At 70.7% G+C, this 19,459-nt stretch carries 17 protein-coding genes; 6 read left to right on the forward strand and 11 right to left on the reverse strand.

Features of this window, described 5'->3' with window-relative positions; translation table 11 throughout:
- Position 1: 1 nt before the first annotated feature.
- The 4 genes from OG408_RS09885 to OG408_RS09900 form a co-directional block, all read right to left on the reverse strand.
- Positions 2-1,291, reverse strand: coding sequence for an ABC transporter substrate-binding protein (locus OG408_RS09885; RefSeq protein WP_266777403.1), 1,290 nt, complete (start codon positions 1,289-1,291; stop codon positions 2-4).
- A 161-nt stretch (positions 1,292-1,452) separates the two neighbouring features.
- Complete coding sequence (locus OG408_RS09890; protein ID WP_326669414.1) at positions 1,453-3,564, reverse strand: glycoside hydrolase family 27 protein; 2,112 nt, start codon at positions 3,562-3,564, stop codon at positions 1,453-1,455.
- A 264-nt stretch (positions 3,565-3,828) separates the two neighbouring features.
- Entirely contained in the window at positions 3,829-4,185 is a 357-nt protein-coding gene (locus tag OG408_RS09895; protein ID WP_266777407.1) for a hypothetical protein, read from the reverse strand.
- Positions 4,186-4,283: 98 nt separating this feature from the next.
- The gene (locus OG408_RS09900; RefSeq protein ID WP_266777409.1) at positions 4,284-5,237 is read right to left on the reverse strand and encodes a heme o synthase; all 954 of its coding nucleotides are present in this window, start codon (positions 5,235-5,237) and stop codon (positions 4,284-4,286) included.
- A gap of 434 nt (positions 5,238-5,671) precedes the next feature.
- Here OG408_RS09900 and tkt point away from each other — a divergent pair, with 434 nt between their 5' ends.
- The 6 genes from tkt (at position 5,672) to OG408_RS09930 (ending at position 12,723) form a co-directional block, all read left to right on the forward strand.
- Complete coding sequence (tkt, locus tag OG408_RS09905; protein ID WP_285565398.1) at positions 5,672-7,774, forward strand: transketolase; 2,103 nt, start codon at positions 5,672-5,674, stop codon at positions 7,772-7,774.
- Positions 7,775-7,826: 52 nt separating this feature from the next.
- Positions 7,827-8,945 carry a transaldolase gene (tal, locus tag OG408_RS09910; RefSeq protein WP_266777413.1) on the forward strand — a complete coding sequence of 373 codons (1,119 nt, stop codon included), beginning with the start codon at positions 7,827-7,829 and terminating at the stop codon, positions 8,943-8,945.
- Positions 8,946-8,950: 5 nt separating this feature from the next.
- The gene (gene zwf / locus OG408_RS09915) at positions 8,951-10,483 is read left to right on the forward strand and encodes a glucose-6-phosphate dehydrogenase (protein ID WP_266777415.1); all 1,533 of its coding nucleotides are present in this window, start codon (positions 8,951-8,953) and stop codon (positions 10,481-10,483) included.
- Positions 10,480-11,505, forward strand: coding sequence for a glucose-6-phosphate dehydrogenase assembly protein OpcA (opcA, locus tag OG408_RS09920; RefSeq protein ID WP_266777417.1), 1,026 nt, complete (start codon positions 10,480-10,482; stop codon positions 11,503-11,505). The genes zwf and opcA overlap by 4 nt, the downstream gene beginning before the upstream one ends.
- Complete coding sequence (gene pgl, locus OG408_RS09925) at positions 11,502-12,287, forward strand: 6-phosphogluconolactonase (protein WP_266777419.1); 786 nt, start codon at positions 11,502-11,504, stop codon at positions 12,285-12,287. The genes opcA and pgl overlap by 4 nt, the downstream gene beginning before the upstream one ends.
- Positions 12,288-12,366: 79 nt before the next feature.
- Positions 12,367-12,723, forward strand: a complete 357-nt coding sequence (locus OG408_RS09930) for a VOC family protein (RefSeq protein WP_266777421.1) — start codon at positions 12,367-12,369, stop codon at positions 12,721-12,723.
- A 7-nt stretch (positions 12,724-12,730) separates the two neighbouring features.
- Here OG408_RS09930 and OG408_RS09935 read toward each other — a convergent pair whose 3' ends face one another.
- From OG408_RS09935 to OG408_RS09965, 7 genes are all read right to left on the reverse strand, one after another.
- Positions 12,731-14,248: a PH domain-containing protein gene (locus OG408_RS09935; RefSeq protein ID WP_266777423.1), complete on the reverse strand. Its 1,518-nt coding sequence runs from the start codon at positions 14,246-14,248 to the stop codon at positions 12,731-12,733.
- Complete coding sequence (locus tag OG408_RS09940; RefSeq protein WP_326669424.1) at positions 14,245-14,748, reverse strand: PH domain-containing protein; 504 nt, start codon at positions 14,746-14,748, stop codon at positions 14,245-14,247. The genes OG408_RS09935 and OG408_RS09940 overlap by 4 nt, the downstream gene beginning before the upstream one ends.
- A 4-nt stretch (positions 14,749-14,752) precedes the next feature.
- Positions 14,753-16,405, reverse strand: a complete 1,653-nt coding sequence (gene pgi / locus OG408_RS09945; RefSeq protein ID WP_285565396.1) for a glucose-6-phosphate isomerase — start codon at positions 16,403-16,405, stop codon at positions 14,753-14,755.
- A 172-nt stretch (positions 16,406-16,577) separates the two neighbouring features.
- Entirely contained in the window at positions 16,578-16,913 is a 336-nt protein-coding gene (locus OG408_RS09950; protein ID WP_078622699.1) for an RNA polymerase-binding protein RbpA, read from the reverse strand.
- 108 nt (positions 16,914-17,021) lie between these two features.
- Complete coding sequence (gene secG / locus OG408_RS09955) at positions 17,022-17,258, reverse strand: preprotein translocase subunit SecG (protein WP_161207408.1); 237 nt, start codon at positions 17,256-17,258, stop codon at positions 17,022-17,024.
- Positions 17,259-17,367: 109 nt separating this feature from the next.
- A complete protein-coding gene (tpiA, locus tag OG408_RS09960) occupies positions 17,368-18,156 on the reverse strand; it encodes a triose-phosphate isomerase (RefSeq protein ID WP_285565395.1) in 789 nt (262 codons plus the stop codon).
- Between the two features lie 6 nt (positions 18,157-18,162).
- Positions 18,163-19,374: a phosphoglycerate kinase gene (locus tag OG408_RS09965; protein WP_326669428.1), complete on the reverse strand. Its 1,212-nt coding sequence runs from the start codon at positions 19,372-19,374 to the stop codon at positions 18,163-18,165.
- Positions 19,375-19,459 lie beyond the last annotated feature (85 nt).

Here is a 19,459-nt window from a genome sequence, read left to right on the forward strand (position 1 = left end):
GTCACTGGCTCCAGATCTTCTGCGCGTCCCGCTGCCACGTGGTGAGGATCGAGCCGATCTCCTTGGGCTTGGCCAGGAAGCGGGTGAGTGCGGTGTCGGCGGTGGGTGCGAGGGCGTCGCTGGAGTCGCGGTTGAAGAACTGCGTGATGTCCGCGGCGCTCTCGATCAGCTTGCGGCCCTTGATGACGAGCGGGGTTCCGCTGTCCTTCGCGTCCGGGTGGGTGGGCAGCGAGGTGCCGGAGGAGCCCTTGAGGTAGATCTCCTGGGCCTCGGCGGTGGCGAGGTAGCGCAGGAGTTCCTTGGTCTCGTCCTTGCGGCCGGTCCGGGCGCTGGCGAAGTAGCCGTCGGTCGGGGCCTCTTCGGCGAGCGGGACCTTCGGGTCGATGACCGGGAAGCGGAAGAAGTCGATGTCGCCGAGCTGCTCCTTGGGCGTGGCGTCGGCGAAGAAGGTGCCGATGAGCATCATGCCGGTGCGGCCCTGGAGCAGCGCGGTCGTCGCGTCCTGGAAGGGCAGCGCGGTCGAGTTGGGGTCGAAGTAGGGCAGTGCCTCGCTCCACCGGTCGAAGACCTTGCGGACCTCGGGGTCGTCGAAGCGGTGCTTTCCGGCGAGCAGGTCGCGGTGGTAGGCCGCGCCGTTGATCCGGATGTTGAGGTAGTCGAACCAGGAGGAGGCGACCCATGGGGTGTTGCCGCCGGCGCCGAGGCCGATCGGGGCGACGCCCTTGCTCTTGAGCTTGTCGCACAGGTCGAGGAACTCGTCCCAGGTCTTCGGCTCCTTCACACCCCACTTGGCGAAGTGGGACTTCCGGTAGAAGACGCCCCACCAGTAGTAGGTGGTCGGGACGAAGACCTTCTTGCCGGCCGAGTCGGTGCAGAGCTTCTTCTGCGCGTCGGAGTAGCCGGCCAGTTCGGGCTTCTGCCAGATGTCGCTGACGTCGAGCAGCAGGTCCTTCTTGGCGTACGACTCCGCGACGGATCCGGGGTACCAGGTGTAGAGGTCCGGCGGGTTGGCCGAGGTGAGGTAGGTCGGCAGCTGGGTGCGGAAGGTCTCCGAGGCGACGGTGTTGAGCGAGCCCGTCGCGCCGCCCTTCTTGTTGAAGGCGTCGACGACCTCCTTCATCGCGGACTTCGCCTGCGGTGCGGAGAGGTTGGACTGCAGGGTGACCGCACCCCCCGAGCTCCCCTTCCCGCCGCTGGACGAGGAGGCGACGCAGCCGCTCGTCACCGCGGCGGCGCCGACGGCCGCGGCACCGGCGAGGAAGGTACGGCGGCTCTTTGCTGTGGTGTTCATGGGACTCCCTGTGCGCCCACGGAACGGGGCCCGGCCCCCTGACGGCCGGGCCCTCGTTCGGCTGATACAGACTGACGGGGCGAGTGAGCCACCGTCAAGATTAATTACTAATTTATTTATTCTTATGTGGTCCGCGGCCCCTGATCAGGCAGCGTCCACACTCAGACCGAGCCCTGCCGGACGAGCCCGCCGACACCGCGGAAGGCCGTCAGCACTCCGCCGTCGGGCCCTGCCACGGCGGCGAGTTCCCCGTCGAAGGCCCCGCTGGCGAAGGTCTTCTCCTGAGACCAGTCGCCCCAGCCGCCGGTCGCGGTGTGGGTGCGCTGCCAGAGGGTGTAGTCGCCGGCGCGGACGTAGAGCCGGACCTGTCCCCCGGTGGCGACGAGCGTGGGACTGCCGCTCACGGTGCCGCCCAGCGAGGACCAGTCCGACCAGTGGCCGGAGGCGTCCCGCACCCGGGTGCGCACCGAGTCGTCGTCGGCCCGCACGGCCAGATGGGTGCTCCCCGCCGCGTCGGTGGCGGCCGCTGGGCGCCCGTACAGCGCCGTCCCCCCGGGCGCGTCGAACGCCGTCCAGCCGGTCGCGGCGTCACGGCTGTGGATCCGTCCGTCGGTGCCCCTGGCGAACAGGGTCCAGCGTCCCGATCCGTCGTACGCGGCGGCCGGGGTGTCGGCGAGCGCGCCGCCGAGCTTCTGCCAGCGGTCCCAGCGGCCGTCGGCGTACGAGATCCGGTAGGCCGCGTCATCGGTGCCGCGGGCGAAGACGTCGATCCGGCCGCGCCCGGCGGCGTAGGCGGCGGGCTCCCCCACGATCCTGCCGTGCGTCGGTCCGCCGAGGCCGGTGGCCCGGGCGTTCCAGTGCCCGTCGCGCCCTTCGCGCTGCTGGAGCGATCCGTCGGCGCCCCGGGTGAACACGCTCAGCAGGTCGCCGTCCCGCACCAGCGCGGGACTCGCGTCGGACCGGGTGCCCAGCGAGGTGCCCGGCGCCTCGTCCCGGCCGTTCAGCGCGAGGAAGGCGGTGCCGTGCGCGGGCACCCGGACGGTGTACGAACCGGTGTGCGTGCCGCGGCCCTTCCTGGCCCGCAGGTCCCGCACGCCCACCGGACCGCCCAGTCCGGCGTCGGCGAAGCTCACGGTGCGCTCGGCGGCCCGGTCGGACCGGTTGAGGAGCACCACGGCCCGCTTGCCGGTGCCCTTGAGCACCTTGCTGTAGACGTCCCCGGTGGCGTCGGTGGCGACGCGCACGCCCTGGATCGCCAGGGGGTCCTGGTCGACCGCGATGATCTCCGGGTTGCGCAGGGCGTCGGTCATCTCCCGCGGCAGGGTGCGCGGGTCCGAGCCGATGACCAGCGGGGAACTCATCTCGGCCCACATCACCAGCTGCGTGGTGGACTCCTCCGGCGTCAGCTCGTACGAGCCGTCCGCCAGCTTGCGCGTGGGGATCAGGTAGTCGGGGTCGTTGTAGTGACCCGGCCCCTGAGCCTCCGGATGCCGGGCGTTCGCGTCCAGGCTGCGCAGGATGTTCGGCCACTGGCCGGCGGTCGGGGTGCCCCAGGCGATGTCGGTGCCGGTCCGCCATGAGTCGCCCGTGGTCGGGCCGTAGACGTAGGCGTTGTGGGCGTCCTGTGCCGGGGTGTGCGGCAGGCCCCAGTCGTCGGTCAGCGGGTTGCAGAGATTGAGCAGCATGCGCCGGCCGGACTTGGCGACGGCGTCGCTGAACTCCTTGAACGCGGGCCCGGGATCGATCTTCTCGGTGATCCCGCAGAGGAAGTCGACCTTGATCGCGTCGACCTTCCAGCCGGCGAACTGCTCGGCGTCCTCGCGGTAGTGGCCGCGGCTGCCGAGCCCGCAGGTCTTGCCGCCGTCGTAGGTCCCGGCGTCGGTGTAGATACCGGCCCGCAGCCCGCGCTCGTGCAGATAGTCCACCAGGGCGGGGATGCCGGAGGGGAACCGGCCGGGGTGGGCGACCAGCCGCCCCCGGTCGTCCCGCGGGTCGTCGGCCTGCCAGCCGCCGTCCAGCCAGACGATGTCGTAGCCGCTGTCCTTGAGGCCGCTGCTGACCAGATGGTCGGCGACCGACCTGACCTGGTCCTCGGTGGGGGCGCCCAGGCCGTAGTAGGTGTTCCAGCCCATGTACGGGGTCGGCGCGAGGCCGCTGTCGTAGTACGGCGGAGCGGCCGGGCCGGGCCGCTGGCCGGCGTGTGCGGCCGGCGCCGACACGGCGACCAGTACCGCGGCACCCAGAACGGCCGCGGCGCGCCGGGCAGGCGTCATCCTTGCACCATGCGAAATCAACTGATTCTCCCAGAAGTTGGGGATATCCGGCGCCCGGCCTCCGGAGATCACGGGGCGGCGCCACGCACAGGACTGTGACGGCTCACCCATCCCTCCGTCAAGATTAATTACTAATTAAGTGAAAGTTAGGTTCCCGGACGGGCGTCCGGCCCGGCCGGGAACGGAGACAGCACGGCGGAGGCCGGTCGGACATCTGTCCGACCGGCCTCCGCCGTGCTGTTCGCGGCGTCCGTGCCGCCGCCGTCAGGCCTTGTTCGCCGGGCCGCCGATCTGGATGCCGGCCATGCGGGTCCACTCGTACGGACCCGTGTGGACCTTCGCCGCGAACTCGCCGTCGAAGGACTCGTGCATGGTGATCCCGGACTTCCGCGCGGCGCTCTCGGCGACCGCGTACGAGGGGGCCACCAGGTCGCCCCAGCCGCCGTCCTCGCCGACGAGGACGATGCGGGTGCCCGTCTGCCCGATGTAGGCGAGCTGCCCCTCGGCTCCGCCGTGCGCCTTCGCGAAGGCACCGATCTGCTTGGCCAGCCGGGCCGCCCTGCGCTCCGCGCGCGCCGCCTGCCTGCCGTCCACCTGCTGGGTCTCAGCCGTCTCTGCCATGCACAGGATGCTACCGAGCGGTAGATCCACGTGCGACGGGCGGGGAGCGTGGCGTGGGCCACGCTCCCCGCCCGTCGGCAGGTCGAACAGAGGGGGTGCTACCGCAGGAAGGGGTCCACCGCCACGGCGACGAAGAGCAGCGAGACGTAGGTGATCGACCAGTGGAACAGCCGCATCTCCTTGAGCTTCCCGCCGGTCACGCCGGCCTTGGCCCGGTTCAGCAGGCCGTGCGCCTCCCAGAGCCAGAAGCCGCCGGTCAGCAGCGCCACCACCGTGTAGAACCAGCCGGTGTAGCCCAGCGGGGTCAGCAGCAGCGAGACGGCGACCATCACCCAGCTGTAGAGGACGATCTGGCGGGCGACCACCCGATTGGAGGCGATGACCGGGAGCATCGGGACGCCGACCCGCGCGTAGTCGTCCTTCACCTTCATGGAGAGCGGCCAGTAGTGCGGCGGCGTCCAGAAGAAGATGACGGCGAAGAGGATCACCGCGGCCCACGACATCGAGTTCGTCACGGCCGACCAGCCGATGAGCACCGGCATGCAGCCCGCGATGCCGCCCCAGACGATGTTCTGCGACGTACGGCGCTTGAGCAGCATCGTGTACACGACGACGTAGAACAGCAGGGCGCCGAGCGACAGGGCCGCCGACAGCCAGTTCACCAGCAGCCCGAACCAGACCGTCGAGACCACCGCGAGGGCGATGCCGAAGGCCAGGCACTCCCGCGGGCTCACCATGCCGGTGACCAGCGGGCGCTGCGACGTACGGTCCATCAACGCGTCGATGTCGCGGTCGATGTACATGTTCAGTGCATTGGCACCGCCGGCGGACAGGTATCCGCCGATGGTGGTAGTGAGCACGAGCCACAGGTCGGGTACACCCTGAGCGGCCAGGAACATCACCGGAACAGTGGTGATCAGCAACAGCTCGATGATCCGAGGCTTGGTCAGTGCCACGAATGCCTTGACACGGGCCCCGAATGGGCGATGGCCCCCTGGGCTCGGAGTCAAGGCGACCCCTGCGGGTCGGGACTCGACGGCCGTCACGCACACCCCTGACAGAGAAATCCCAGCAAGCTCCGGGCGTGAAGGCCCAGTAAAGACTTGCGCGAACCAGACCACTGTAGACGTTGGGGACAGGCCCTCCTTCGCGGGGGTCGGTCGTGTTGATGTGGCGCTCGGCGTTGCTGCGGCACACAAGCGAACCGACTCCCGCGTCCCAGCGGCGCGCCGGTCCGCACGAGGTCTCGAACCACTCGCGCAGGTGTGCGCCGGCGCGCTCACCGAGCGGCCTCAGGAGTGAGCCCGCACGCTCATCGGAGTGACCCATCAGAGGGGCCCGGCGCTCATACGGGAGGCGGATTCGACGGGCCGCCCGCACCCTGGAAGGACCCGGAAATCACGGGTCCGGACGGGGGTAGGCTCGACAACGCCCGGTGCGGTCACAGTCACCGGTTTACGACAGTGGAGAGGAGCCCTGACTCAGGGTGAGCACCAAGCCGACCACCACAGACCTCCAGTGGACCGAATTGGACCAGCGGGCCGTGGACACCGTCCGCGTCCTCGCCGCGGACGCCGTACAGAAGGTCGGAAACGGCCACCCGGGTACGGCCATGAGCCTGGCTCCCGCCGCGTACACCATCTTCCAGAAGGTGATGCGGCACGACCCCGCCGACGCGGAGTGGACCGGCCGCGACCGGTTCGTCCTCTCGGTGGGCCACAGCAGCCTGACCCTCTACATCCAGCTCTACCTGGCCGGGTACGGCCTGGAGCTCGATGACCTGAAGGCCTTCCGCACCTGGGGCTCGAAGACCCCGGGGCACCCGGAGTACGGCCACACCACCGGCGTGGAGACGACGACCGGCCCGCTGGGCCAGGGCGTCGCCAACGCGGTGGGCATGGCCATGGCCGCCCGCTACGAACGCGGCCTGTTCGACCCGGAGGCCGCCCCCGGCACCTCCCCCTTCGACCACATGGTGTGGGCCATCGCCGGTGACGGCTGCCTCCAGGAGGGCATCTCCGCGGAGGCGTCCTCGCTGGCCGGGCACCAGAAGCTGGGCAACCTGGTCCTGCTGTGGGACGACAACCACATCTCCATCGAGGGCGACACGGAGACCGCGGTCTCCGAGGACACCCTGAAGCGCTACGAGGCGTACGGCTGGCACGTCCAGCGCGTCGCGCAGCTGCCCAGCGGCGACCTGGACCCCGCGGGTCTGTACAAGGCGCTCCAGGCCGCCAAGGCCGAGACCACGCGGCCGTCGTTCATCGCGGCCCGCTCGATCATCGCCTGGCCCGCCCCGCACGCCCAGAACACCGAGGCCGCGCACGGCTCGGCGCTCGGCGACGACGAGGTCGCCGCGACCAAGAAGGTGCTGGGCTTCGACCCGGAGAAGTCCTTCCAGGTCGCCGACGAGGTCATCGCGCACACCCGTGAGGCGCTGGACCGCGGCCGCGAGGCCAGGGCCGAGTGGGAGAAGACGTTCGCCGCGTGGCGCACCGCCAACCCGGAGCGCGCCGCCGAGTTCGACCGGATCTCCGCGGGCGAGCTGCCCGCGGGCTGGGAGGACAAGCTCCCGGTCTTCGAGCCCGGCAAGGACGTCGCCACCCGCGCGGCCTCCGGCAAGGTGCTCCAGGCGCTCGGCGAGATCGTGCCCGAGCTGTGGGGCGGCTCCGCCGACCTCGCGGGCTCGAACAACACCACGATCGACAAGACGTCGTCGTTCCTCCCGGCGGGCAACCCGCTGCCGGGCGCGGACCCGTACGGCCGCACGATCCACTTCGGCATCCGCGAGCACGCCATGGCCGCGGCCATGAACGGCATCGCGCTGCACGGCAACACCCGCATCTACGGCGGCACCTTCCTGGTGTTCTCCGACTACATGCGCAACGCGGTGCGGCTGTCCGCGCTGATGCACGCGCCGGTGACGTACGTGTGGACGCACGACTCGATCGGTCTCGGCGAGGACGGCCCGACCCACCAGCCGGTGGAGCACCTGGCCTCGCTGCGCGCCATCCCGGGCCTGAACGTCGTGCGCCCGGCCGACGCCAACGAGACCTCCCTCGCCTGGCGCGAGGTCCTGCGCCGCTACACCAAGGTGTTCGGCAAGGGCGCTCCGCACGGTCTGGCGCTGACCCGCCAGGGCGTGCCGACGTACGAGGCGAACGAGAACACGGCCAAGGGCGGCTACGTCCTCTTCGATGCCGAGACGCCCGATGGGAACAGCGCGGCGCCCCAGGTCCTGCTGATCGGTACCGGCTCCGAGGTGCACCTCGCCGTCGAGGCGCGCGAGGAGCTCCAGGCCGCCGGCATTCCGACCCGTGTGGTGTCGATGCCGTGTGTCGAGTGGTTCGACGAGCAGGACCAGGCGTACAAGGACAGCGTTCTGCCGCCGTCCGTGAAGGCCCGGGTCGCCGTCGAGGCGGGCATCGGCCTGACCTGGTACCGGTTCGTCGGGGACGCCGGCCGGATCGTCTCGCTGGAGCACTTCGGTGCATCGGCCGACGCCAAGGTCCTGTTCCGCGAGTTCGGCTTCACCGGCGAGGCCGTCGCGGCCGCCGCCCGGGAATCTCTCGCCGCCGTCACGCGCTGACGCCGTTACACGCGCTGACGCCGTTATACGACTAGTAGGAGATGCAATTCTCATGACAGACGCACTCAAGCGCCTCTCCGACGAGGGCGTGGCGATCTGGCTCGACGACCTTTCGCGCAAGCGGATCACCTCGGGCAACCTCGCCGAGCTGATCGACCAGAGCCACGTCGTGGGTGTCACCACCAACCCCTCGATCTTCCAGAAGGCGATCTCGCACGGCGACGGTTACGAGCAGCAGCTCACCGACCTCGCCACCCGCAAGGTCACCGTGGACGAGGCCATCCGCATGATCACCACGGCGGACGTCCGTGACGCCGCCGACATCCTGCGCCCGGTCTTCGACACCACGGACGGCCAGGACGGCCGGGTCTCCATCGAGGTCGACCCGCGTCTGGCCCACCACACGGCGGCCACGGTCGCCGAGGCGAAGCAGCTGGCCTGGCTGGTGGACCGGCCGAACACGCTCATCAAGATCCCGGCGACGAAGGCCGGCCTGCCGGCGATCACCGAGGTCATCGGCAAGGGCATCAGCGTCAACGTCACGCTGATCTTCTCGCTGGAGCGCTACCGCGAGGTCATGGACGCCTACCTGGCGGGCCTGGAGAAGGCGAAGGCCGCGGGCCTGGACCTCTCCAAGATCCACTCGGTGGCCTCGTTCTTCGTGTCCCGTGTGGACTCCGAGATCGACAAGCGGCTCGACGCGGTCGGCACCGACGAGGCCAAGGCGCTCAAGGGTAAGGCGGCTCTCGCCAACGCCCGGCTCGCCTACCAGGCGTTCGAGGAGGTCTTCTCCTCGGACCGCTGGGCCGCGCTGGAGAAGGCGCACGCCAACAAGCAGCGTCCGCTGTGGGCCTCCACCGGTGTGAAGGACCCCGCGTACAAGGACACCCTGTACGTGGACGACCTGGTCGCCCCCGGCACGGTGAACACCATGCCCGAGGCCACCCTGGACGCCACCGCGGACCACGGGCAGATCACCGGCAACACCATCGCCGGTACCTACGAGCAGGCCCGCGCCGAGCTCGACGCCATCGGCGGCCTCGGCGTCTCGTACGACGACGTCGTGCAGCTGCTCGAGGACGAGGGCGTCGACAAGTTCGAGGCGGCCTGGATCGACCTGCTCAACTCGACCGAGGCGGAGCTCAAGCGCCTCGCCCCTTCGGAGGGCTGACCACTTTGTCTGGTGTTCCCGGAGCCAACCCGCTCCGTGACGCCCAGGATCGACGGCTCCCGCGCATCGCGGGGCCGTCGGGCCTGGTCATCTTTGGCGTCACGGGCGATTTGTCCCGTAAAAAGCTGATGCCCGCCGTCTACGACCTGGCCAACCGCGGCCTGCTGCCGCCGGGCTTCTCGCTCATCGGTTTCGCACGCCGCGAGTGGCAGGACGAGGACTTCGCACAGGAGGTCCACGACGCCGTCAAGCAGCATGCCCGTACCCCGTTCCGTGAAGAGGTCTGGCAGCAGCTCATCCAGGGGATGCGCTTCGTCCAGGGCGACTTCGACGACGACGACGCCTTCGAGACCCTGAAGGCGACCATCCAGGAGCTCGACAAGGCACAGGGGACGGGCGGCAACTTCGCCTTCTACCTCTCCGTGCCGCCGAAGTTCTTCCCCCAGGTCGTCCAGCAGCTCAAGAAGCACGGGCTCGCGGACCAGAAGGAGGGCTCCTGGCGGCGTGCCGTCATCGAGAAGCCCTTCGGTCACGACCTCAAGAGCGCGCAGGAGCTCAACCAGCTCGTGCACGACGTGTTCCCGCCCAACGAGGTCTTCCGGATCGACCACTACCTGGGCAAGGAGACGGTCCAGAACATCCTGGCGCTGCGGTTCGCCAACACGATGTTCGAGCCGATCTGGAACCGGTCCTACGTGGACCACGTCCAGATCACGATGGCCGAGGACATCGGCATCGGCGGCCGGGCCGGCTACTACGACGGCATCGGCGCAGCCCGTGACGTCATCCAGAACCACCTGCTCCAGCTGCTGGCGCTGACCGCGATGGAGGAGCCCGGCTCCTTCCACCCGAAGGCCCTGGTCGCCGAGAAGCTCAAGGTGCTCACCGCCGTCGAGCTGCCGGAGGACCTCGGCAAGCACACCGTGCGCGGCCAGTACGCGCACGCGTGGCAGGGCGGCGAGGAGGTCCTCGGCTATCTGGAGGAGGACGGTATCGACCCCAAGTCGAAGACCGACACCTTCGCCGCGATCAAGCTGACGATCAACAACCGCCGCTGGGCGGGCGTTCCGTTCTACCTCCGTACCGGAAAGCGGCTCGGCCGCCGGGTCACGGAGATCGCGATCGTCTTCAAGCGCGCCCCCTACCTCCCGTTCGAGTCCGGGGCGACCGAGGAGCTGGGCAGCAACGCCCTGGTCATCCGGGTCCAGCCGGACGAGGGCGTGACCGTGCGGTTCGGCTCCAAGGTGCCCGGCACCTCGATGGAGGTCCGCGACGTCACGATGGACTTCGCCTACGGCGAGTCCTTCACGGAGTCCAGCCCGGAGGCCTACGAGCGGCTCATCCTCGATGTGCTGCTCGGCGACGCCAACCTCTTCCCCCGCCACCAGGAGGTCGAACTCTCCTGGGACATCCTCGACCCGATCGAGGAGTACTGGGACAAGCACGGCAAGCCCGCGCAGTACCCGTCGGGCACCTGGGGCCCGGCCGAGGCGGACGAGATGCTCGCACGAGACGGACGGAGCTGGCGCCGGCCATGAAGATCGATCTCACGGAAACCACGTCCAGCAAGATCAACCAGGCCCTGGTGTCGGCCCGCCGCGCCATCGGCACCCCGGCGATCGGCATGGTCCTCACGCTGGTCATCGTCACCGACGAGGAGAACGCGTACGACGCGCTCAAGTCGGCGGGCGACGCCTCGCGCGAGCACCCCTCGCGGATCATCGCGGTGATCAAGCGGGTCAGCCGCTCGCCGCGCAGCCGGCGCGACGCCCGGCTGGACGCCGAGGTCCGGGTCGGCTCGGACGCGGGCACCGGCGAGACCGTGGTGCTGCGGCTCCACGGCGAGCTGGCCAACCACGCCCAGTCGGTCGTCCTGCCGCTGCTGCTGCCGGACGCCCCGGTCGTCGTCTGGTGGCCCGAGGGCGCGCCCGCCGATCCGGCGAAGGACCCGTTGGGCGCACTCGCCCAGCGCCGGATCACGGACACCTATTCGGCGGAGCACCCGATCGACGAGCTGGCGGTGCGCGCGAAGACGTACACCCCCGGCGACACCGATCTGGCCTGGACCCGGATCACGCCCTGGCGCTCGATGCTGGCGGCAGCGCTCGACCAGCAGGCCGTGGACGTCCTCTCGGCGACGGTCGAGGGCGAGTCCGAGAACCCGAGCTGCGAGCTGCTGGCCATGTGGCTCGCCGACCGGCTCCAGGTCCCGGTCGAGCGCACCATGTCGGGCGGTCCCGGTCTGACGGCCGTCCGGATGGAGACGAAGAACGGCACGATCGTGCTGGACCGGGCCGACGGCTCGCTGGCCACGCTCTCCATGGTGGGACAGCCGGACCGTGCGGTGGCGCTCAAGCGCCGGGAGACCGCGGAGCTGCTCGCCGAGGAGCTGCGCCGGCTCGACCCGGACAACACCTACGAGTCCTCGGTGAAGTTCGGCGTGGACCGGCTCGGCGAGACGGCGAAGCCCAAGGCTGCCGCGGCGGCCAAGCCGGCCGACGCGGCCGCTCCCGCCGCCAAGAAGGCGACGGCACCGGCGAAGAAGGCGGCGTCGAAGTGACCGTCGTCCCGCAGCTCGTCGTGCACCGCGACAAGGAGCTGATGGCGCAGGCCGCGGCGGCCCGGCTGATCACGAAGATCGTGGACGCCCAGGCCGCGCGCGGGGACGCCTCGGTGGTGCTCACCGGCGGGCGCAACGGCAACGGTCTGCTGGCCGCGCTCGCCGGGGCGCCCGCGCGGGACGCGGTCGACTGGTCGCGGCTCGACCTGTGGTGGGGCGACGAGCGGTTCCTGCCGGAGGGCGATCCGGAGCGCAATGTCACGCAGGCCCGCGAGGCCCTGCTGGACTCGGTGCCGCTGGACCCGTCCCGGGTGCACGCGATGCCGGCGTCGGACGGGCCGCACGGCCCGGACGTCGACGCGGCTGCGGCCGCGTACGCCGCCGAACTGGCCGCCGCCTCCCGCCCGGAGGACCACGGGCCGGTGCCGGTGTTCGACGTGCTGATGCTGGGTGTCGGGCCCGACACCCATGTCGCCTCACTCTTCCCCGAGCTGCCCGCGGTACGGGAGACCGAGCGCACCGTCGTCGGTGTGCACGGGGCGCCCAAGCCGCCGCCCGTCCGCGTCACGCTCACGCTGCCCGCCATCCGGGCGGCGCGCGAGGTGTGGCTGCTCGCGGCGGGCGAGGACAAGGCGGAGGCCGCGGCCATCGCCCTGTCGGGGGCCGGTGAGATCCAGGCCCCTGCGGCGGGTGCGTACGGCCGCAGCCGCACGCTGTGGCTGCTGGACGCGGCGGCGGCCTCGCGGCTGCCGCGCGCCCTGTACCCGCCTGCGTCCGCCTGATCCGTCGTCAGCGGTACGCCTCACAGGCCCGGTTCGCTCCTCGGAGCGGGCCGGGCCTGAGGCGTGAAAGGCTCGGCCCATGCATATCGGAAGCGTGGTGATGGGCGCGTCGGACGTACGGCGTGCGGCGGCGTTCTGGAAGGCGGCGCTCGGTTACGTCGAGCGCGAACCGCTCACCGAGGACTGGGTCGTGCTGGTCCCCGCCGACGGGTCCGGGCCGGGGGTGTCGCTGGGCCGGAGCGATGTTCCGGTGCAGGAGGTCCCCCGGGTCCACCTCGACCTGTACACCGAGGAGCAGGACGCCGAGGTGGCCCGGCTGATCGGGCTCGGCGCCGTCGGGACCGACTGGAAGCTGTACCCCGAGGACCCGGACTTCGTGGTCCTCGCGGACACCGAGGGCAACCGCTTCTGCGTCATCGACACGACGCACGGCTGACCGGGGCTCATTCGCCCGCCGGGGCCCGCTCCAGGAAGGGTTCGAGCAGGCCGGGGACGGCCTCGGCGGCGAAGGCGAGGCCCTCGGACGCGCCGGCGTCGTACACGGTGTACGCACCGGCCCCCGCGGCCGTCGTCGCGGTGACGTTCAGCACCCCGGCCCGGCGCTGGAAGTACGACTGCCGCACCGTCCAGCCGATCACCCCGGCCCGCTCCAGCGCGGCGGTGGAGCGGCGCAGGGCGCCCGAGCGGGTCACCAGGTAGTCGCCGCTGATTGCGTGGCCGAGCCCGCGGTACGCGTCGCGGGCCAGCAGCACGCCGACGGGCAGCCCCACGGCGGCGCAGCCGAGCGCGATCCAGAGCAGGACCGGGGTCAGCAGGGCGCCGAGCAGGGCAAGGACCAGGACGGGCCCCAGGACCGCCCAGCACGCCCTGCGGAGCCTCCGGCCGCGTGCGGCGGGCGGGTGGGCGGTCAGCGCGGCACCGGTCGGGGACACCGTCGCGCGCAGCACGGCGGCGGCGACGTCGTCGGCGACCGGCCGGGGCGCGGGCGGCAGCAGGGTGTTGTGGTCGCCGTGCTGCTCCTCGTCGTCCTTGGCCAGTCCGGTGGTGATGGCGTCGACCCGGGCGGCGCCCAGCAGCCGGACCCCGAGCGGTTCGACGAGGTCGACGCCGCGCAGCCGGCGCTCCTCGATGGAGACGGAGCGGGAGGTGAGCAGCCCGCGCCGGATCCGCAGGGTGCCGCCCGGTTCGCGTTCGAGGCGGTAGTTCCACCACATCTCGACCCAGAGCCCGAGGGCGCCGGCGGTCCCGCAGAGCGCCGCGCCGACGACGAGGAGCACGATCACCGTGGCCAGTGAGGAGTCCCGGTACTGCTCGCCGACCCATTCGATGACCTGGCCCTGCGCCCCGAACCAGTCGCTGACCTGCATCACGGCTCCGGCCGCCGCGCCGGCGAGCGCGGGGGCGACGAACGAGACCGGTGCGTAGCGGATCCAGCGCGGGTCGAGCGCGACGAGGTCGCCCTCGCGGTGGCTGCCGGACGCCTCCGCGGGCCCGCGTTCCAGGAGCGCGCGGCGCAGCCGTTCGCCCTCGGCGCGCAGGACCGGGTCGAGCTCCAGGGTGGACTCGCCGCCGGTGTGCTCGCCGGTGCCGATCCGGACGGTGACCAGGCCGAGGACGCGCTGGAGCAGGTGGGCGGTGAGGTCGACGCTGCGGATGCGCTCGCGGGCCAGGGAGCGCTTCTTGACCAGCAGGAGGCCGGTGTGGAGTTCGACCCGGTCGGCGCCGACGCGGTAGCGGGTGCGGCGCCAGCGGACGTGGTCGGCGCCGGCGCTGCCCGCGATCAGGAGGGCCGCGCCCGCCAGCACCCAGGCGACGGCGGGGCCGAACCCGAAGCGGCCGGAGAGCCCGAGCGTGACCGGTACGGCGGCACCGGCCGCCACTCCGGCGGTGACGAGGGCGGTGAGCCAGACCGTGCGCCGGTCGAGCGACCGCCAGTCCCCGGGCGGGGCGGCGGTGCTCATGTGGCGTCGCCCGGGGTGTCCTGGGTGATCCGGGTCAGCCGCTCGGCGAGCTCGGCCGCCAGTTCGTGGTCGAGGCCCTCGATCCGGACGGCGCCCTTGGCCGATGCGGTGGTGACGGTGACCGTGGCGAGCCTGTAGAGCTGTTCGAGGGGGCCGCGCACGGTGTCCACGGTCTGGATCCGGGACATCGGCGCGATCCGCCACTCCTGCCACAGCACCCCCGTCCGGACGTACACCGCCTCGTCGGTGACCTCCCAGCGGTGGGTGCGGAACCACCAGAGGGGGACGAGGACGGCGCAGCCCGCGCCGAGGACCGCGAGGACCGCGGCGGGCAGCAGCAGCCAGAACCTGGCGGACGCGAGGAACGCGCCCAGCACCGCCAGCACCACCACCGGCACCGCCGTCAGCAGCAGCCACCGCGCCCGCCACCAGCCGACGGCCCGCGGGTCCAGCGTGTGGACCGGCGGCCGCAGCCGCACGGCCCCCTCCCCCCTGGTCACGGTCTCAGCGCCCCCGGAGCTCGCGGTACGCGGCGACGAGCGCGGCGGTCGAACTGTCCAGCTGCTCGGCGCCCTTGCCCTCCGTCAGCACCGGCTCGATCCGCTTCGCGAGGACCTTGCCGAGCTCGACGCCCCACTGGTCGAAGGAGTCGATGTTCCAGACCGCGCCCTGGACGAAGACCTTGTGCTCGTACAGCGCGATCAGCTGGCCGAGCACGGACGGGGTCAGCCGGTCGGCGAGGAGCGTCGTCGTCGGGTGGCTGCCGCGGAACGTCTTGTGCGGCACCAGTTCCTCGGGGACCCCCTCGGCGCGCACCTCTTCGGGTGTCTTGCCGAAGGCCAGCGCCTGCGTCTGGGCGAAGAAGTTGGCCATCAGCAGGTCGTGCTGGGCGACCAGTCCGGGCAGCAGGCCCTCGACCGGCTCGGCGAAACCGATGAAGTCGGCCGGGATGACCTTGGTGCCCTGGTGGATCAGCTGGTAGTAGGCGTGCTGGCCATTGGTGCCGGGGGTGCCCCAGACGACCGGACCGGTCTGCCAGTCGACCGGACTGCCGTCCCGGTCCACGGACTTGCCGTTGGACTCCATGTCCAGCTGCTGCAAGTACGCCGTGAACTTGGACAGGTAGTGGCTGTAGGGCAGCACGGCGTGCGACTGGGCGTCGAAGAACGCGCCGTACCAGACACCGAGCAGGCCCAGCAGCAGCGGGACGTTCTCCTCGGCCGGGGCGGTGCGGAAGTGCTCGTCGACGAGGTGGAAGCCGTCGAGCATCTCGCGGAACCGGTCCGGGCCGATGGCGATCATCAGCGAGAGGCCGATGGCCGAGTCGAACGAGTAGCGGCCGCCGACCCAGTCCCAGAACTCGAACATGTTGGCGGTGTCGATACCGAAGTCGGCGACCTTCTCCGCATTGGTCGACAGGGCCACGAAGTGCTTGGCCACCGCGTCCTGACCGGCACTCAGACCGGTCAGCAGCCAGTCGCGCGCCGAGGTGGCGTTGGTGATCGTCTCGATCGTGGTGAAGGTCTTCGACGCGATGACGAAGAGCGTCTCGGCCGGGTCGAGGCCGTGCAGCGCCTCGTGCAGGTCGGCGCCGTCGACGTTGGAGACGAAGCGGACGGTCAGCGAGCGGTCCGTGAAGGAGCGCAGCACCTCGTACGCCATGGCGGGGCCGAGGTCGGAGCCGCCGATGCCGATGTTGACGATGTTCTTGATCGGCCTGCCGGTGTGACCGGTCCACTCCCCCGACCTGACGCGCTCGGAGAACGCGGTCATCTTGTCGAGCACGGCGTGCACGGCGGGCACCACGTTCTCGCCGTCGACCTCGATCACGGCGTCCCGCGGGGCGCGCAGCGCGGTGTGCAGGACGGCGCGGTCCTCGGTGGTGTTGATCTTGTCGCCACGGAACATCGCGTCGCGCAGGGCGGCGACTCCGGTGGCGCCGGCGAGCTCACGGAGCAGCCGGAGCGTCTCGTCGGTGACCAGGTGCTTGGAGTAGTCGACGTAGAGGTCGCCGACCCGCAGGGCGTATCCGGTGCCCCGCTCCGGATCGTCCGCGAACAGCTGCCGGAGCTGTGTCGCCCCGAGCTCCTCGCGGTGCTTGCCCAGTGCGGTCCATTCCGGCATCTGGTTGAGCCTGGTTCGGCTTCGTGCGTTCATCCCGGACATCAGCCCACTTCTTCTCGTAACCGCAGTTCCCCGCTGCCCCTCCAACTTAATTGATCAGGGCGGCGGACGGGACAACGGCGGGCTGCGGCACGGCAGAAGCGTTCCGGCCGGACACCCTGGGGGTGTCCGGCCGGTGAACAGCTTCTACTGAGGCACGAGGGTGTCAGATCTCGCCGCGGAGTTTCGCCAGGGCCTCGGCGAGGATCGCCTCACCGTCCGCGTCGCTGCGCCGCTCCCGTACGTACGCCAGATGCGTCTTGTACGGTTCGGTGCGCGGCGGGTCCGGCGGGCTGTCCCGGTCCTGGCCGGCCGGGAATCCACAGCGCGGGCAGTCCCAGGTCTCCGGTACCTGCGCGTCATGGGCGAAGCTCGGCTGCGTCTCGTGCCCGTTCGAGCACCAGAAGGAGATGCGGGCCCGTGGCGCGGACTCGCCGCGCTCGGCCTCCCCCATCGGCCCCGCTCCGACCCGGCTTCCCCGGATCGCGTTGCCACTTGCCACGGTCGTAACTCCCTGCGTGATGGTGCTCGAAGATGCCCCAGTCTACGTAAGGCCCAACGCGCGTCCAGTGATTGGAGTTACACCCTCACCGGAATCGCGTACGACGGGTCAGCTGTCCAGCTTGATGAGCAGACCGAGCACCACGATGCATGCGAACCAGCCGAGGCCGACCACGACGGTGATGCGGTCGAGGTTGCGCTCGGCGACCGAGGAACCGCCGACGGAGGACTGCATGCCGCCACCGAACATGTCGGAAAGACCGCCGCCCTTCCCCTTGTGCATCAGCACCAGCAGCATCAGCAGCAGGCTGAAGACGATCAGGGCGATCTCGAACCCCAAAATCACGGCTGGTCCCTACTTTCCGGAATTCCTGACTGCATGTGCGAACAACGGGGGCCGGGAGGCTGCCCTCCTGGCCCCCGCTAGGGTACGACGGATCCGCGCTACCGCATACTCACTGGTCGCGGAAGCGGACGATCTTGACGAACTCGTCGGCGTCCAGTGCGGCACCGCCGATCAGCGCGCCGTCCACATCGGGCTGCGCCATGATCGCGGCCACGTTGCCGGACTTCACCGAGCCGCCGTACTGGATGCGGACCGCGTCGGCCAGCTCCTGCGAGTACAGCTCGGCGAGGCGGACGCGGATCGCACCGCAGACCTCCTGCGCGTCCTCGGGGGTGGCGACCTCGCCGGTCCCGATGGCCCAGACCGGCTCGTAGGCGACCACGATGGTCTCGGCCTGCTCGGCCGGGATGTCCTTCAGCGCACCGTCGAGCTGCGCCAGGGTGTACGCGACCTGGTCACCGGCCTTGCGGATGTCCAGGCCCTCGCCGACGCAGAGGATCGGGGTCAGGCCGTGCTTGTACGCGGCCTTCACCTTGGCGTTGCAGACCTCGTCGGTCTCCGCGTGGTACTGGCGGCGCTCGCTGTGGCCGACGGCGACGAAGGTGCACTTCAGCTTGGCGAGCATCGGGCCGGAGATCTCACCGGTGTACGCGCCGGAGTCGTGCGCCGAGATGTCCTGGGCGCCGTACTTGATCTTCAGCTTGTCGCCGTCGACCAGCGTCTGCACGGAGCGCAGGTCGGTGAAGGGCGGCAGGACGGCGACCTCGACGGCGTCGTAGTCCTTGTCGGCCAGGGCGAAGGCGAGCTTCTGGACGTGCGCGATGGCCTCGAGGTGGTTGAGGTTCATCTTCCAGTTGCCCGCCATCAGCGGGGTCCGGCCTTGGGCGGTAGCAGTCATGAAAGGTCAGTCCTCCAGTGCGGCGAGGCCGGGAAGCGTCTTGCCCTCGAGGTATTCGAGGCTGGCGCCGCCACCGGTCGAGATGTGTCCGAACGCGTTCTCGTCGAAGCCCAGGATGCGGACCGCGGCGGCGGAGTCGCCACCGCCGACCACGCTGAAGCCGGACGAGTCGACGAGGGCCTGGGCGACGGCCCGGGTGCCCTCGGCGAAGTCGGGGTGCTCGAAGACGCCCATCGGGCCGTTCCAGAAGACGGTGGCCGCGTCGGCGAGCTTCGATGCGTAGAGCTTGTTGGTCTCCGGACCGTTGTCCAGACCCATCTGGCCGGCCGGCATGGCGTCGGCGGCGACGGTGGACGGGTCGGCCGGGGCCTTGGTCTTGAGGTCGGGGAACGCGGGGGCGACCACGACGTCGACGGGGAGCACGAACTCCACGCCCTTCTCCTCGGCGCGCTTGAGGTACTCCAGCACCACCGGGATCTGGTCCTCCTGCAGCAGCGAGCTGCCGACCTCGTGACCCTGGGCCTTGAGGAAGGTGTACGCCATGCCGCCGCCGATGAGGATGCGGTCGGCGCGCTCCAGGAGGTGGTCGATGACGCCGAGCTTGTCGGAGACCTTGGCGCCGCCGAGCACGACGGCGTAGGGCCGCTGCACGTCGTCGGTGAGCTTCTTCAGGACGCCGACCTCGGTGGCGATCAGGTCGCCCGCGGCGTGCGGGAGCCGGGCCGGGAGGTCGAAGACCGAGGCGTGCTTGCGGTGCACGGCGCCGAAGCCGTCGCCCACGTACACGTCGGCGAGCTCCGCGAGCCGGTCGGCGAACGCGCCGCGCTCGGCGTCGTCCTTCGACGTCTCGCCGGCGTTGAAGCGGAGGTTCTCGATGACGGCGACCTTGCCGTCGGCGAGCGCGGCGACCGTGGCGCGGGCGGACTCGCCGACCGTGTCGGTCGCGAAGGCCACGTCGGTCCCGAGCAGCTCACCGAGCCGGGTGGCCGCGGGGGCCAGCGAGAACGCCGGGTCCGGGGCACCCTTCGGGCGGCCCAGGTGCGAGGCGACGACGACCCGGGCGCCGGCCTCGGCCAGCTTGCGCACGGTCGGCTCGACGGCGCGGATGCGGCCGTCGTCGGTGATGGTGGTCCCGCTGAGCGGCACGTTGAGGTCGGCGCGGACGAATACGCGCTTGCCGGTGACCCCTTCGGCGAGAAGTTCGTCGATCGTCTTCATCTGTCTGGACTCCTTGGAGAACGAGGGAGCATGCAGCGGGGCTCGAACGGCGCTGCGTTGCGCTGTTCGAGCCCCGTGCTCACAT

The organism is Streptomyces sp. NBC_01257, from assembly GCF_035917255.1.
Taxonomy (GTDB): Bacteria; Actinomycetota; Actinomycetes; order Streptomycetales; family Streptomycetaceae; genus Streptomyces.